Here is a 14500-nt window from a genome sequence, read left to right as displayed (position 1 = left end):
CGGCAGACCACAACGACGTGTCCGTGTTCACCCCGCAGCCCGATACCGCGGTGCTGGCTGAGGATCTCAGTAGCGTCCTGACCGGCGGCGCGGGCGGCGAAGGCTGGTTAGCCCGGCGGGAGTACATCCCACTGGGTTACTTGGGCGACCGCGCCAAGACCGAGAAAACATTCCCGACGGTGGACGGGGTTCGCTGGTCGGTCCCCGGCGACCGCGCCAGAGCGCTGCCCGACGGTCGCATCGAGCTCCTGGGTCGGGATTCGGCGACGATCAACTCGGGCGGCGAGAAGATCTTCGCCGAGGAGGTCGAGCGCGCCGTCGCCTGTCATCCCGCTGTCTACGACGTCATCGTTGTGGGACGCCCATCGCCGCGATGGGGCAATGAAGTCGTGGCCGTGGTTCAACTCGTCGACGGTGCAGAACCGACCGACACTGACCTACGCGACGCCTGCGCGCAACACCTAGCCGGCTACAAGATTCCGAAATCCTTTGTGCGGACGCCAAAGGTCATGCGATCCCCAGCAGGAAAGGCCGATTACCGCTGGGCCAAACAGGTGGCCACGCGTGACGCCGACACCCACCACGATGACCGCGACACCGCCGCGGCACTTTGAGGAGCAACAAGATGTCACCAATCATCAACTACGAGAACAAGACTGTCGTCGTCACTGGTGCGGCTACCGGAGTGGGCGCGGCGCTGGTCGACAGATTGCGAGCCGCGCACGCCGGGCGGGTAATCGCCCTGGACATCAAAACGTGCACCGAGCCAATACACGAGTTCATTCTCGCCGACCTGTCCGATCCGGCCGCGATCGACGACGCAATTCATCGACTTCCCGACGGCATCGATGTCCTGTTCAACAACGCCGGTGTTGCAGCGACACTGCCCCTTCCGGTCGTCATCGGTGTCAACGTGCTCGCACCACGCCGGCTCATCGCAGGCCTTCACCAACGGATGCCTGCGGGCAGCGCGGTGGTCAACACCGCGTCGACGGCGGGCGGCGGGTTCACGGAGCGGCTGCCGCAGATACTCGAATTGCTCGGTATCGACGACTGGAGCCAGGCGCTGGACTGGGTCGAGGCGCACCCCGGGCTGACCCAAAATGTCTACGGGTTCTCCAAAGAGTGTGCGCAGGTCCTTACCCTGCTGCAGGCGACGCCACTTGCCAAGCACGGCATACGCATCAACAGCGTGTGCCCGGGGCTTATCGACACACCATTGATCGCCGACTTCCAAACATCGATGGGAGCACCGATTCTGGATTGGATGACCAGTCAAAGCGGCGGACGAAAAGCGCGCCCAGACGAAATCGCCGATGCACTGGCCTTTTTGGGCTCCGATGCTGCGAGCTACATCAACGGAACCAACCTGCTCATCGACAACGGTTTCTCAGCGGCCATCACGACCAACCAGATCGACTACTCAACCATGCCGACCGTAGATGCATTGACCAACTCATCGACGTGACGATCGCCAGCTTCGTGCTTGATCTGCCCCGACGCTGATGAACCGACACAACCCGGGCATGGACATCGTCGCCCACGGGATGCACATGCCCGAGTGCCCCCGCTGGCACGACGAACATCTGTGGTTCTCCGATATGCGCGGACATACCGTTCACCGCATCGACGACGGCCATGTCTCCGTCGCGCACCGGTTCCCCGCGGAGGAGGAACCCGCGGGGCTGGGCTGGCTGCCCAACGGTGACCTGCTGGTCGCCGGCATGGCCAAACGCGTCATCTACCGGATCAGCGGCGGCCATGCCACCGTGCATGCCGACGTGAAACCGCTTGCACCCTACCGGATCAACGACATGATCGTGACCGCTAACGGCACCGCATTCGTCACGCAACTCGGCTTCGACCTCGACGCCCCGCAACCCAACCCGCAACCCACCGTCGTGATCCGCGTCGACCCCGACGGCACCGTTGGCATAGCTGCCGGTGACCTGATGGTGCCCAATGGCATCGACGTGGACGATACCGAAAGCACGATCGTGGTCGCCGAATCCGGCGCGGGCCGGCTGACCAGCTATACCCACCGCGACGGCGTGCTGTCCGATCGCACCACCGAACCACTGCCCGCCACTGCAGCTTTCCCCTTCTGCGCGCCCGACGGGATATGCCTCGACATGAAGGGCGGCCGCTGGGTGGCCGACTCGATCAACAAGCGAGTATTTCGGGTTGTCGACGGATTCATCACCGACGAACACCACCTTGACCAGTTCGTGCTGGCGTGTGTCCTGGGCGACCACGACCGCCGCAGCCTCTACGTGTGTGTCACCGACGCCTGGCACCAGTCCGACCGGACCGATCAACCCACCGGGCGCATCCTGCGGATTCGAGTTGCGATTCCCGGTGTCGGGCGCCCGTAACTGCCTGTCCCCGAGCCAAAACCAGTAGCGGGCGCACGTATCCGATGGCGCAGCCGCGCATCAAACTAGCGCGTGGGGGCTTTGTTACCCAGATTGATTGTTATGCCGTCGGTAACGGCCTTGGCATATTTCATGCGTCCGTCTGGGCTTTCGATCTGCGCCGCGTCGGTGCCGTTTCTCATGTTCCCGAGTTCGACCAGGATAGCGGGATATTGCGCCAAGTTCAGACCGGCGAGGTCAGCTCGCCCGTACAAGCCTTGTGAGCCCATGTAGTTGGACTCAGTGAGTCCTGATGCGACTAACGCGTCGCGCATCGTGGTTGCGAGCTCGACGGTGGGCCCGGCTTGGATGTCGCTCAGCGGTGGGCTCGAGTAGTTGACGTGAAATCCATGGCCTGACGGAGGTCCGCCGTCGGCGTGGATGCTGATGATCGCGTCGGGTTTGGCTGCGTTGGCCAAGGCGGCGCGTTGATCGACACAGGGCCCCACGCCGTTGTCACTGTCGCGTGTCATCGCGGTTCGTACGCCCAGCTGCTCCAGTGCATCTCGGATGTGCAGGGCGACATCCCAGGTGAAGCTGTGCTCGGGGTACCCATCGTTGGTGGCCGTACCGCTCGTGTTGCACGCTTTAGTGCCGCCTCGGCCGTTGGGCACTTGCCGCGAGATCGATGAATCGGCGACACCGTTGTGGCCCGGGTCCAGGACGACCGTCATGCCGGCAAGGCTCCCCGCCGCGAACGCCGTCGGGGTGCAAGCGGTGAACGTGGCGCTGATGGCCACGAGCACCGCGACCAGTCCGGCGCCTGTGCGCATCCTTGGCGAGAAGGGTGCACGCGGCGCGATCAGGATCGTCGCAGCGGTGTCAGTCCGCATTCCCGGAATGGTACCGGGGCAGCCGCGGGCGGCCTTGAACTAACGGCTGGTTGGGGACAGAGTGCTTCGTGACTGTTTTAGAAGGTCCTCGCGGGTTATGGTGAGCTCACCTATGCCTAGGTCAAATACCGCCGTGCTGTCGCCCGCAACGTTAAGTCATTGCGGCACGGTGGTTTTCGGGCCGTTCTGCGGGCTTCTCGGCATGCTGACCAAAGTGCTCAATGCGTATCTGCGATTGAGCTCGACTGGGGGCGAAACCTTCGCGCTGCCGGCCCGGGGCGCAGGTTGAACCGGGGCGGCGCCCGCCACGCGCGTGTGATGTCCCCAGCGCCGCGGTGGTCGCGTCCGCGAATGTGGATGCTCGCGGTTGCTGGGGCGTTGATCGTCGCTGTGGCCGCGGTCGTCGCGTTTTACCTTGCACCGACTTCCACACCAGTGCGACCTTCGGCCCCGGCGTCGCCGCTGCGGGCCACCGCTAACTCGACTGCTCCCCCGCCGGCAACAACGTCGCCTGATCCCACAGGGCTGGCGGCCGACTTCGCCCACTTCCAGACCGGGCTCCATGCGGAGGTCGGCGTAGCCGTGCGCGCCGTAGGCAGTGGGTCGGCGGACCCCGTCACGTTGGGCGTCTCGGACTTTTCCGACCAACCCGCGTGGTCGACGATCAAGGTCCCGTTGGTGATTGCGTCGATGCGCCAACACGACAACGGCCATCCCACGACAGCGATGGTTGCGGCGATCACCGAATCCGATAACGCCGCCGCAGAAGCGATCTGGGAGGGCCTGGGCGATCCGGCCACCGCCGCAGCCGAAGTGGGCCAGGTGCTTCATGACACCGGGGATGCTACGACCGTCGAGTCGCGAAAGCTGCGCCCCGAATACACCGCCTTCGGCCAGACCGACTGGTCGTTGACCAACCAGGCGAAGTTTCTATCGGCGGCGGCATGCGACCCGCGCAACCAACCGGTGCTGGGCCTGATGGGCCGGGTAACCGGCGACCAGCGTTCATGGGGTCTGGGACGTCTTCCCGATGCCAAGATCAAAGGCGGTTGGGGCCCCTCTCCGTCAGGGCGATACCTGGTGCGCCAGGTCGGTGTCGTGTTGTCGGGGAAGAGGGGATTGACGGTGGTCGCAATGGCCGCTGAACCCGAGTCGGGGTCGTTCGCTGATGGCACCCACGCCCTCACCCAGATCGGCGACTGGCTGCACGCTCGCCTTAATCGACTACCGGCAGCGAAGTGTCCGGGCTGAGCGGGCCCTAATACAGATAGACGACTGCGTCGTTGCCCCCGCGGCAGGTGATCCAGTTATCCGCACCCTCCGCTGCGCACTGCAGGACGAAATTGCTACCGTCACAGACCGCATTGCCTTCGACGGTGCGGCAGTCGACGGCACCGGGGGCCGAGACACTGCGCTGATCTCGGATGGCGCTGCCATACCGGTTCCAGTAGGAGATGAGAACGCTGCGGGCGAAAAAGCAGGACGTTCCCCCACTGCCCCGCTGAGAGCGGCTGCCGAAGCCGGTCATATTGGTCAATGAGAATCCGTTGTCACAGGACGCGTGAGTAGCGCTGTTGTCGGGGCCGGTTACTGCGGGCGGCAGAGCCGGACCCGGCGGGTTCGGCGGCGAGGGCGGCGACTCCGGCTGATATGACTGCGTCGGGGGAGGGACCGGGTAGCCGCTCGAGGGCGCCGCGCCGGTGGGCGGGGCGGCATTCTGCCGGGCGAGCAGCCCGATCACCACGCCGATACCACCCAAGATCAACGCCGCGGCCACGATGATCACCGCCGGCACCAGCCACGGACGCGCCTGGCTCGTTGAGGATTGCTGCGGATTTGGTGAGTGTTGTTGTCCGACTTGCCATGCCGCAAGAGTGGGCCCTGACTGCCCCGGCGCCGACGCGGGTGAGTAAACCGGCGCGGCTTGGGTGACCGCGGTCGGTCCTGTGCCGGGCCCCGATGACGGCGTCGCTCCCAGCGCGCGTTGGGCGGCGCGGCCCAGCGCGCCGGGGCTGCCGTAGCGGTCGTCGGGGTCTTTGGCCATACCGCGCGCGATCACGCCGTCGAAAGCGGCCGGCACCCGCGCATTGACGGCATTGGGCTGCGGCGGCGGTGCGGACAGGTGGGCGGCGATCACCTGCTCCATGGAGCCGACTTTGAACGGCGGCTGACCGGTCAGCGCCTCATAGAGCACACCTGCCAGCGAATAAGTGTCCACCGCGGGAGTTGTGGGGCGGTCCTCGAAACGCTCCGGCGCCATATACGCGAAGGATCCGATTGCGCTGCCCGCGAACGTCAGTCGGGTGTCGCCCCGATTCTCGGCGATGCCGAAGTCGATCAGATAAGCGAAGTCTTCTGTCGCTGTGACGAGGATGTTTTGCGGCTTGACGTCGCGGTGGATCAAACCCTGCGCGTGAGCAGCATCCAGCGCCGCTGCGATCTGACGGATGATCCCCACCGCACGCTCGGGCTCTAATGGTCCGCGTCGGAGGAGTTCGTGAAGATCGTGGCCGCGCACCAGCCGCATATCGATGTACAGGTTTCCGTCGATCTCGCCCCAGTCATGAATCGGGATGACGTGCGGTTCTTCCAGCATCGCCGCGGCACGGGATTCTCGCTGGAATCGGGTGCGGAACCCCTCGTCGCGGGATAGCTCCTCGGGCAGGATCTTCAGCGCGACCGTTCGGTCTTTGCTGGTGTCGTGGGCTTCGTACACCTCACCCATGCCGCCCTGTCCGAGCAGCCTTTTGAGCTGGTATTTGCCGAACAATGATCCGGCTTTGGCTGCGGCCACGACACCTCCCCGTTGCATCCGACTAGCAGTATCCGTCCCGCGTGCACAACACGTGCCGATATGCCGAGACCGTGCGGCACTTCACCTTCGTGGCATCGTGCGTGTGGTGGCGTCGGCACGGGTTTCACGCGCGACACCCAGGCGTTTGGACTAACGTCGCCGACAGGGGCCAGCGCCTACCTGCGGATCTCACCAGAGCAGCGCATTCCCCACCGGGAGGGATCTCATGAAGCACCGCCCACACCGGAGCTCCGGACGGCCATCCCGCCATCGCAGCTGGGTCCGAGTCGCGCTCGCGTCGGCCTGTCTTCTGGCAGGCGCCGGGTGCGCGCCTACCGTGATGGAGGGTCGGGCAGCCTCAATGTTGTATGACCCCGACCGTGTCGGGGGCCTGCACGCCACCCGCGGCTTAAATGGAGTTCGCCCCAACGCTCCGGGGCCAGAGGGTGACGTCGAGGGTACCGACGGCGGCGACAACGATCGACTCGCCCTGTTGGCGGTCAACGACATTCAAGATTTCTGGACAGCCACCTACCCGCAGGTCTTTTCGGGCGAATACCAGCCCATCTCGGCGATCCGCTCCTACGACTCGAGGAATCCGTTCAGCCGCGGCGCATGTGGCAGACCCAACGGCTACAATTCAGTCAATGCGTCTTATTGCCGTCGCGATGACTCGATCTCGTGGGATCGCGGCGAGCTTATCCCCCTGACGCGCAAGTACTTTGGAGATATCGCCGTAGCCGGAGCCCTTGCGCATGAGTTCGGCCACGCTGTGCAGACCAGAGCGCACAGCGTGCACCTCCTAACTCGCACCATCGTCAAAGAGCAGCAGGCAGACTGCTTCGCCGGGGTCTATCTGCACTGGGTGGCGCAAGGCAGCTCAACTCGTTTCGCGATGAACACCACCGATGGCCTCGACCGTGTGCTCGCCGGCGGTATTACCTTGCGTGATCCCACGGACGAATCTGAAAATTTCCCTGGGGCACACGGTTCCGCGCTCGATCGGGTGGGCGCTTTCCAGGAGGGATTTGACGGTGACGCCGCCACATGCGCAGCGATCGACCACAACGAGATCGCCCGCCGCCACGTGGGCCTTCCGCCCGCGCTGCAGAATTACCCCTCCGGCGGCTCCGAACCTGGCGAGATGCCCATCACCGACGACTCTTTGGCGCTGTTGATGGAAACCCTTACCCAAATTTTCCACCCCGACAAAGCCCCCACTCTGACTGTCGGCAGCAACATCGCGTGTCCCGACGCCCGTCCCAGCCCACCGGCCTCGTACTGCCCCGCCACCAACACCATCAACGTCGACCTTCCCGGCCTGCGAGAGATGGGCGCTTACACCGACAAGGAAAGCCGCCAACTCTTGCAAGGTGACGACACCACCTTCTCCGTAGTCACCTCCCGTTACATGCTCGCCGTCCAACACGAACAAGGCGTCGCACTCACCGGCGAACGCGCCGCGCTACGCACCGCGTGCCTGACCGGAGTCGCCCAGCGCGACATGGCAACACCCGTCCCAGTGCCCTCGGGGCACACCCTGGTGCTGACCCCCGGTGACCTTGACGAAGCGATATCTGGTTTGCTGACCAATCATCTTGTCGCCAGCGACACCAACGGCGACAGCGTGCCCGCTGGTTTCACCCGGATCGTGGCGTTCCGCTCCGGTCTAGTCGGTACCGCGGCTCAGTGCTATGGGAGCTTCCCGTGAACGACCCACCACAGCCAGGTCGTGGACACGAACCCGGGCCGGACACGCCCTGGTATCTGCGCCGCCCGACGTCCGACGACCCCACCAGCATCGCCCGACCGCGGCCAATCCCACCCCGCGGTCAGCCCGTCGGCCAGCGTCCCCCGCCAACGCCGGAGATCCCCTGGCACCTACAGCGCCCCAACCGCCCACCGCCCGCGGTATCCCGGGTAGAACATCAAAACCCAACAGCCAAGCCAGAAATCAACGCCACCGCAGATCTCAAGAAGCTGATCCCCTGGCTCCTCGTGGGGGCGGGCGGCCTGGCGGTCCTGATCGGAGCGACGGTGCTGCTCGGCAGCGTCTCCACACTCGGCATCACCGGCGGCGCAGTCCTCGACGTCGCCAAAGTTCAAACCGGCGTTCTGCAGACCTTGTCCGATCCGGCCGGCGGCTACGGCGCCAACACCGTCGCCGATGTCAGCTGCAACGGCGGCCACAACCCCAGCGCCAGCAAGGGCACGACCTTCACCTGCGACGCCATTGTCAACGGTGCCCAACGCCACGTCGCGGTCGTCGTGTCAGACGACAACGGCACATACGAAATCGATGCTCCCCGATAGCCTTTCATCGGCTGCGATTTCGGAAGGCCGCCCATGCCCCCGTGCACCACAGCGCCCACAGCACGAACAGCGGCTGGAACAGCAGCCGAATGCCGCGAGCGAGGTCAGAGTTGAGTCCGAAAGCATTTGCATGCGTGACGAATTGGGAGATATTGCCGGGAAACACCAGAACGAAGAAGATCGCCACGATCCATCCGACCGGTGCGCGCCACCGGGGCAGCAGCACCAGGCTCGCGCCGAGTGCGATTTCCACCAGGCCCGAGGCGATGACGGCGAAGTCGGTGTCCAACGGCAGCCAAGGCGGTACCTGGGCGTAGAAAGCGGTTCGGGCAAAGCTCAGATGACTGACCCCGGCGAATACCAAGAAGGCGCAGAGAACATAGCGCGCGATGCTTCGCGGCAGAGCGGACGTGGGTCCATCGAGTACTGGCTGACTCATACCGCATCTCTATTCGGTCAGGGGAGCCGGGACTTCAACAACGGGAGTCCGGGGCCGGTGAGACGGTCGAACGCGACGGTGCGTCCGCATACGGCCAACATCACCGCCACGCCTGGTCCACGAATCTGATCGCCGTTGCCCCACGTTCGACCGGTGTCGTCGTCGCGCAGCGAGATGCCGCGCAGGCGTCGGCGCGAGAAGAAGCCGAACTGCGTTGGGCCGGTGAGGAAATCGAGCACCCTGGCGACATGGTGTGGATCCGGTCGGTGCGGAAGTCCCAGGGGTATCCGCATGTCGGCGCCGTGGACCAACACATCAGTAAGGCCCGATAGCGGACCTGTCACCGGGGGACTGAGCCGGTAGTCAGCGTGGCGGCGCAGGATTTCGGCGATCTCCGCGGCGGGGGCTTGCGCCCGGCGACGGGCAAGCGCGTCGATGCCGCGATGGATGCTGCCGTGGCGAAGGCCGCTGGCCATAAAGCCCAGGAATCCGTCGGCGAAATCGCTGACCAGATGCGCGGCAACCGTTTTGACATCCCAGCCATCGCACAGACTCGCGGTGGCCAATTGATCGGTGTCAAGACCGTCGATCAGCGTGGCGATCGATCTTCGCTGGTCTGCTACCGCCGCGAAGACCCGTTCGCGTTCCACAGCGCTGAGCCGCACACGTGCAGAATATCGGGAACGGTGCTTGAGCCGTTCGGCCAGGGGGCTTTCGGGAGCGGGCTTTTGGTAGCGCTGCCCACGCTGACCACGCTCAGCGTCGCCACCGGCTTGGCCGCGGCCAGCCGGTAGGCGCGGTGGCCCGACTCCAGGAGTCCAACCGCGATGAGTTTCGCAGTGCTTCCCGGTCTGTCTCTCAAACACCCGATCACCCTTTCTGTAGGAGAGCATCATGACCGCCACGTACACCTTCGACGTCTTTTCCAGCCTCGACGGCTACGGCGGCGTCAGCGGCGGCGACTGGGGCGGCTACTGGGGCAAGCAGGGCCCCGAGTTGCTCGACCACCGCCTCTCCTTGTACCGCACGGAGCAGCGGATGGTCCTCGGGGCCAACACATATCGGGCGTTCGCACGGATGCTGGCCTCGGGCACCGAGGAGTCCGAAGTGGGTGACCCATGGGTAACCCGGATGAGGCACCTGCCGGCGACGGTGGTGTCGACCACCTTGGATGGACCTCTCGACTGGCCCGACGCGACCGTCCTGCGCGGCGACGCCGTCGACGTCGTGGCCCGGCTGAAGGAGGAGTCCGAGGTGCCGTTGCGCTCGCACGGCAGTCTCTCCATGAACCGGGCGCTGATGGCCGCCGGCCTGGTCGACCGCGTCCAGGTGACGATCTTCCCAGTCATCACCGGTCAAACCGGTGATCATGCGATCTTCCAGGGCGCGGCCGATTTCGACCTCGAGCTGGTCGAGAGCCGCACGCTCGACAGCCACATCCAAGAGCTCGTCTACCGGCCAATCGTGCACGTCTGAGTCCATCCATACACCGGTCACGGCTTGCCGGGTTCACCCGCTTCAACCTCAGCAAGACACCGAACACCAAGTGGGACACCTTGGAACGCTCATCGTCGGCGTGCGGTCGACCCCACCACGGAGACCGCGCCGACGGTACCGACGGCTGGCGGTCCGAACGTCGAACAATTCGGCGGTGCGGCCTATCCCAGGAGTTGCTGACGCAAGGTTTCGCTGAGCCACGAGCGGTAACGGTGCTGGGTCCAGCCGCGGTCACCGACGAGTGCGTGGTGCAGCCCGGGATCGTTGTAAATCCAGATGACGTCGCGGGCGGTGGCTACCGTCAGGCCCTTGCGCAGGCCCCCTTTCTTCTTCAGCAGCGTGGCGATGGTGCGGGCACCGGTGAGGCGCTGGTCGCCGATGTCGGTCCATAGCTGGTGAACTTCGGCGTCGACGCCGGCCGCCGACCGCACCACCTCGTAGATGGCGGAGACCCGCTCGCCCGCATCGGCGAGAATGCCGGCGTAGGCGGTGACGATCTGTTCGGGATCGGTGATCTCAAACAGCTCGCGGGCTTCGGGCCGATCAGCGAGCGGGACCTGCTCGTCGTCGCCGACCACCGCCCGGTCATAGGCGGTCTTGAGCAGCCACGGCTTGCCGCCCGCAGCGGTGAACACCGTGGAGCGGCCCACCCCGGCGGTCTCGGCGATGACGTCGATCGAGGTGCCGGCATACCCGCGTTCCACGAACAGCCGGGTCGCGTTGTCCAACACCAGCTGGCAGGTGGCAGCAGCTTGCGGACAAGGCCGGTGACCGGTTCGACGACATCGAGTTGCAGTTCGGCTTCTTCCAGGTGTCGATGGACGATCCCAGCGACCTGTCGCTGGTGCGGATGGTTGCACCCGACGCACCCGACGCGGAGATCCGCAAGCTCACCACCCTGCTCGACGTCCCGGTACCCGCTGCCGCCGAACGGATCCAGCGCCTGCACGAGGAACTGGGCATCAGTTACTTCAGCCTCAACTAAACCCCGAGCACCTCGTGGGAGACGCTGGAAAAGCTCGTCGCCGCGCTGCGATGAGGTTGCAAAGCCGCCGGCGCCGGGCCGGTGACGCCATCGGTGATACCTACCTTGATTGTCGGCGCACTGAGCTTTGGCCATTGCCGAGCAGGTTTGAAATCCCCGAGCGTGGATACGCCCCATGGGTGGTCGAACACGCGGCTACCACTTCTGGATCACAGGAACATAGCGGAAGGAGTTTGACGTGATGTTCTCCAAGATCGCGCTGAAGGCGACAGCAGCAGCTGCTGGTATTGCGACGGCAGGAATCCTAACGGCGACACCCGCGTTGGCGGATCCGCAAACGGTTGCTTTCGGCCAATCGGCAGAGATTCCGGGGGCAGCTGGTTCTGGGGCCATCAACTACACCGTAAGTAACTTGCAGCCCAGCGGTCACAACGACGGCGCGTGGTATTCGGATGTAACCGCCAAAGGTGTAAGCGGCTCCCCGACTCCAAACATTGCCGACTTCAACGCGCGGGCCGTTAACAGCTCGACCTACGCGGTTCTGAAGGGGAACGAGCCGGACGGCCTTCCCAACCAGCCGCTCGCGCCGGGCACCCAAACAACCGGGAGGCTGTACTTCGACGTTAGAGGGGGCACGGCGCCCGATAGCGTTGTCTACCGGGATGCCAGCGGCATCGACAAGGTCATCTGGAAGAGCTAACCATCTTGTCTCACCCGAGACCGTCGTCGACCTGTAAATGCGTGGGCGGTCAATGGTGGTGAAAGCAGACCGCGCCGACCGCGTTTTCTCCTTGTCGTCTGCAACTCAAAGGATTATTGCTTCACGGTAGTGAGCACGTATGAGCCCCGGCCCGCCGGCAAGTCGCCTGTAAGCAAAGCGCGCATCGCCGCCGCGCCTTCGCCCTTCGGCAGAAACCCCCGACCGTGCGACGGCACGCTTCTGCTCGCTCACGTTCTCCCTTCTGAACCCGGCAGCGAACTATGGAGGCCCTGGTGGTACGCACTGGCCGAACCCGCGGCCTGTCGTTCGACGTATCACCGAGGCCCGGCCCCCACGTCGGCCGACGAAACGGTGCAAAACCGAACTGAACGCGGCCAGCGAGGCTACACAGTTAACAGCAGTCACATTGTTAACATCACGCGATGCAGGACTCGCCGGGCACTACCGGCCTCCGGCGATCACGCCCGGTTTCCCGGCGTGAGGCACTACGCTGCGCCGCCGCGGTGTCGGCGCTGGTCGGGCTGGGCGCGGTATCAGCAAATGCCGGCACCCCCGTGGCGGCGGCTGCCGCTCCCACGCTGATCGACTTCGCCATGCGTCAGATTCCGGCCCAGGATATCCGGGCCGCCGGCCACTCCGGGGTGATCAACTACGTTTCGCTCTCGCGTCCCGGCTCGTCCTTCGGCGCCAAGCCGATCACCCGGTCCTACGCCGAGTCACTGACCGCCGCTGGCCTGGCGATCGTCAGTAACTACCAATACGGCAAGCCGGGCGGGACAGCACCGTCGGACTTCACGCGCGGGTTCGCCGGCGGCGTCGCCGACGCTCGCACCGGCTGGCAGCTGCATACCGCGGCGGGCGGTGGCCAGAGTGCACCGATCTTCTTCACCGTCGACGACGACATCAACCGCGACACCTGGAACACCGTCGCGTTGCAGTGGTTTCGCGGAATCAACTCGGTGCTTGGAGTCCAGCGCACCGGCATCTACGGGGGCATCAATGCGTGCCAGTGGGCCGCGGCCGATGGCGTCATCGGGAATTCGCGCACGCCCGGCCGCCGGTGGGCCTGGCAGACCCGGTCCTGGTCTCACGGTCAGGTCGACCCCGCCGCAGTTCTCTACCAGCGCGTGGTGAGCACCGCGTCGAATCCAGGCCCGGTGGTCGGCGGGCTCGAAGTCGACGTCAGCGATGCCCTGGCCCAGGATTGCGGCCAGTGGAACCTACATCCGTGAGGTCGTAATCCACTCCAGGCGGTCGTGGGCAGCTACTGGTTCCATAAAGGCGAGAGCGCCGCTGGCCATCTGCGATAAGCACCATCCAGAAGCGAGCTGGGTGAGCGGGGGAACTTCACCGACGCCTATCTCGAGCAGATCGGTGCGGCTCGATGACCAGGAGGCATACAGCCCTGTGTCGACGATTGCCTGGGTGGGCTACCAACGGCTCCTGACCCTTGACTCAAAAGCGACGTTGACTGATGTCGTTGCGAAGGCCGATGCCTGCGGGCTCAACTCAGGTGATGGCGTCAGCCGAAGGCCAAGCGCGTGCCAATCGTTGGTCCGTGGTCAACAACACGAGGCCTGCTATATCGGCGAGCTCGACGTAGAGGGCATCGGTCAGGCCGAGGGTGTCGCGCCGCGCCCACGCTCCGGCAAGCAACGACGAAAGACCGTGCCGGGTCACCGGCGCCTGTCGCAGCTCATCTAGTGCCGCATCGACCTGGGCAACGGTGAGCACACCGGAGCGATGCATGCGCCCCAGCGCCGACAACACCTCGGCATCGAAGTGCGCCGGCGCGTGCATCACCGTCCGGGCCAACCGTGCACGCACCGCCGAAAATCGATCGCGAGTGCGCGCAACGAGATCCACCATGGCACTCGCGTCGATAACCACCTGCTCCGGCGGCGAAGGGGCGGATGGGCTCACGCTCCGAACTCATCCCGGACGGCGTCGATCGCGGCCAACACGTCGTCGTGCTGAGCGTCGGTGCTTCTGGCCTCCAGCCCGTCAAGCCATGCCTCGGTTGCAGAGTTCTCTAACTCGGCGCTGATCGCGGCCTGAGTCAGCGCCGAGACGTTCAAGCCCCGCGCCCTGGCGCGGCGCGCCAAATCGTCCGGCACGTACACGTTCAACCGAGCCATACACACAAATATACACACACACACAAGGAGTCGCTTCGCTCTGCAAGGCGCACGCCGTGATGCTCTCAGGTACTCGCCGGCGCGATACTCATCGCTTGAGCGCGGTTATCACCTACGGTGGGGAGGTGTCCACCCGCATGGCCTGCGCGTGAAGGTAATCCGGGGCGCCATAGCAGATCTGCTCACCACGCCAGTGCGACCTGGAGTACTCGGTACGCCAGGGTCCGGGTATGTATTGCGCGATCTCCCCACGCCGCGGAGGCAGTCCGCCGGACCTCATCAACAGCCGCTATCCTCAACACTCCTTCTCCTGGACTCGCACTCACTACTTCTCCAATGACGCCAGGGGACCGACGCGGCCTGCGG

The 14500-nt window shown here is 65.0% G+C and carries 18 protein-coding genes; 10 read left to right on the top strand and 8 right to left on the bottom strand.

The window, feature by feature from the left end; translation table 11 throughout:
* The 3 genes from VGG53_RS20170 to VGG53_RS20160 form a co-directional block, all read left to right on the top strand.
* Window positions 1-614: AMP-binding enzyme (locus tag VGG53_RS20170; RefSeq protein ID WP_414689013.1), on the top strand; the 614-nt coding region annotated here is incomplete at its 5' end.
* Between the two features lie 11 nt (window positions 615-625).
* Window positions 626-1468 (top strand): SDR family oxidoreductase, encoded by an 843-nt coding sequence (locus VGG53_RS20165; RefSeq protein ID WP_331519861.1) that lies wholly within the window; start codon window positions 626-628, stop codon window positions 1466-1468.
* Between the two features lie 37 nt (window positions 1469-1505).
* Entirely contained in the window at window positions 1506-2375 is an 870-nt protein-coding gene (locus VGG53_RS20160) for an SMP-30/gluconolactonase/LRE family protein (RefSeq protein ID WP_331519860.1), read from the top strand.
* Between the two features lie 65 nt (window positions 2376-2440).
* On the opposite strand, the gene VGG53_RS20155 is transcribed toward VGG53_RS20160, so the two are convergent.
* Window positions 2441-3187, bottom strand: a complete 747-nt coding sequence (locus tag VGG53_RS20155) for an Rv3717 family N-acetylmuramoyl-L-alanine amidase (protein WP_331519862.1) — start codon at window positions 3185-3187, stop codon at window positions 2441-2443.
* 411 nt (window positions 3188-3598) lie between these two features.
* Between VGG53_RS20155 and VGG53_RS20150 the strand changes: the two genes are divergently transcribed.
* Window positions 3599-4498, top strand: a complete 900-nt coding sequence (locus tag VGG53_RS20150; RefSeq protein ID WP_331519859.1) for a hypothetical protein — start codon at window positions 3599-3601, stop codon at window positions 4496-4498.
* A 7-nt stretch (window positions 4499-4505) separates the two neighbouring features.
* On the opposite strand, the gene VGG53_RS20145 is transcribed toward VGG53_RS20150, so the two are convergent.
* Complete coding sequence (locus VGG53_RS20145) at window positions 4506-5972, bottom strand: serine/threonine-protein kinase (protein ID WP_414689014.1); 1467 nt, start codon at window positions 5970-5972, stop codon at window positions 4506-4508.
* 295 nt (window positions 5973-6267) lie between these two features.
* Between VGG53_RS20145 and VGG53_RS20140 the strand changes: the two genes are divergently transcribed.
* Together VGG53_RS20140 and VGG53_RS20135 are read left to right on the top strand one after the other, a co-directional pair.
* The gene (locus VGG53_RS20140; RefSeq protein WP_331519857.1) at window positions 6268-7752 is read left to right on the top strand and encodes a neutral zinc metallopeptidase; all 1485 of its coding nucleotides are present in this window, start codon (window positions 6268-6270) and stop codon (window positions 7750-7752) included.
* The gene (locus tag VGG53_RS20135; protein WP_331519856.1) at window positions 7749-8354 is read left to right on the top strand and encodes a DUF4333 domain-containing protein; all 606 of its coding nucleotides are present in this window, start codon (window positions 7749-7751) and stop codon (window positions 8352-8354) included. The genes VGG53_RS20140 and VGG53_RS20135 overlap by 4 nt, the downstream gene beginning before the upstream one ends.
* Before the next feature lie 4 nt (window positions 8355-8358).
* Here the strand turns inward: VGG53_RS20135 and VGG53_RS20130 are convergent, their stop codons facing one another.
* Both VGG53_RS20130 and VGG53_RS20125 read right to left on the bottom strand, forming a co-directional pair.
* On the bottom strand, window positions 8359-8793 hold the full coding sequence (locus VGG53_RS20130) for a hypothetical protein (RefSeq protein ID WP_331519855.1): 435 nt from the start codon (window positions 8791-8793) through the stop codon (window positions 8359-8361).
* 17 nt (window positions 8794-8810) lie between these two features.
* Window positions 8811-9458, bottom strand: a complete 648-nt coding sequence (locus VGG53_RS20125) for a maleylpyruvate isomerase family mycothiol-dependent enzyme (protein ID WP_331519854.1) — start codon at window positions 9456-9458, stop codon at window positions 8811-8813.
* A 229-nt stretch (window positions 9459-9687) separates the two neighbouring features.
* Here VGG53_RS20125 and VGG53_RS20120 point away from each other — a divergent pair, with 229 nt between their 5' ends.
* On the top strand, window positions 9688-10269 hold the full coding sequence (locus tag VGG53_RS20120; RefSeq protein ID WP_331519853.1) for a dihydrofolate reductase family protein: 582 nt from the start codon (window positions 9688-9690) through the stop codon (window positions 10267-10269).
* 182 nt (window positions 10270-10451) lie between these two features.
* Here VGG53_RS20120 and VGG53_RS20115 read toward each other — a convergent pair whose 3' ends face one another.
* Window positions 10452-11021: a helix-turn-helix domain-containing protein gene (locus VGG53_RS20115; RefSeq protein ID WP_331519852.1), complete on the bottom strand. Its 570-nt coding sequence runs from the start codon at window positions 11019-11021 to the stop codon at window positions 10452-10454.
* Between the two features lie 59 nt (window positions 11022-11080).
* Here VGG53_RS20115 and VGG53_RS20110 point away from each other — a divergent pair, with 59 nt between their 5' ends.
* From VGG53_RS20110 to VGG53_RS20100, 3 genes are all read left to right on the top strand, one after another.
* Window positions 11081-11275: a hypothetical protein gene (locus VGG53_RS20110; RefSeq protein ID WP_331519851.1), complete on the top strand. Its 195-nt coding sequence runs from the start codon at window positions 11081-11083 to the stop codon at window positions 11273-11275.
* 238 nt (window positions 11276-11513) lie between these two features.
* Window positions 11514-11975, top strand: a complete 462-nt coding sequence (locus VGG53_RS20105) for a DUF1942 domain-containing protein (RefSeq protein ID WP_331519850.1) — start codon at window positions 11514-11516, stop codon at window positions 11973-11975.
* Between the two features lie 443 nt (window positions 11976-12418).
* Window positions 12419-13228, top strand: coding sequence for a DUF1906 domain-containing protein (locus tag VGG53_RS20100; protein WP_331519848.1), 810 nt, complete (start codon window positions 12419-12421; stop codon window positions 13226-13228).
* Between the two features lie 277 nt (window positions 13229-13505).
* Here VGG53_RS20100 and VGG53_RS20095 read toward each other — a convergent pair whose 3' ends face one another.
* From VGG53_RS20095 to VGG53_RS20085, 3 genes are all read right to left on the bottom strand, one after another.
* Entirely contained in the window at window positions 13506-13919 is a 414-nt protein-coding gene (locus tag VGG53_RS20095) for a type II toxin-antitoxin system VapC family toxin (RefSeq protein WP_331519847.1), read from the bottom strand.
* On the bottom strand, window positions 13916-14134 hold the full coding sequence (locus VGG53_RS20090) for a type II toxin-antitoxin system CcdA family antitoxin (protein WP_331519846.1): 219 nt from the start codon (window positions 14132-14134) through the stop codon (window positions 13916-13918). Before VGG53_RS20090 ends, VGG53_RS20095 begins: the two co-directional genes overlap by 4 nt.
* Window positions 14135-14246: 112 nt before the next feature.
* A complete protein-coding gene (locus VGG53_RS20085; RefSeq protein ID WP_331519863.1) occupies window positions 14247-14414 on the bottom strand; it encodes a hypothetical protein in 168 nt (55 codons plus the stop codon).
* Window positions 14415-14500 lie beyond the last annotated feature (86 nt).

The sequence above is a fragment of the Mycobacterium sp. genome, assembly GCF_036490025.1.
GTDB lineage: Bacteria > Actinomycetota > Actinomycetes > Mycobacteriales > Mycobacteriaceae > Mycobacterium.
The sequence above is the reverse complement of the archived record's forward strand: the minus strand, read 5'-3'. Positions and strand labels throughout refer to the sequence as shown.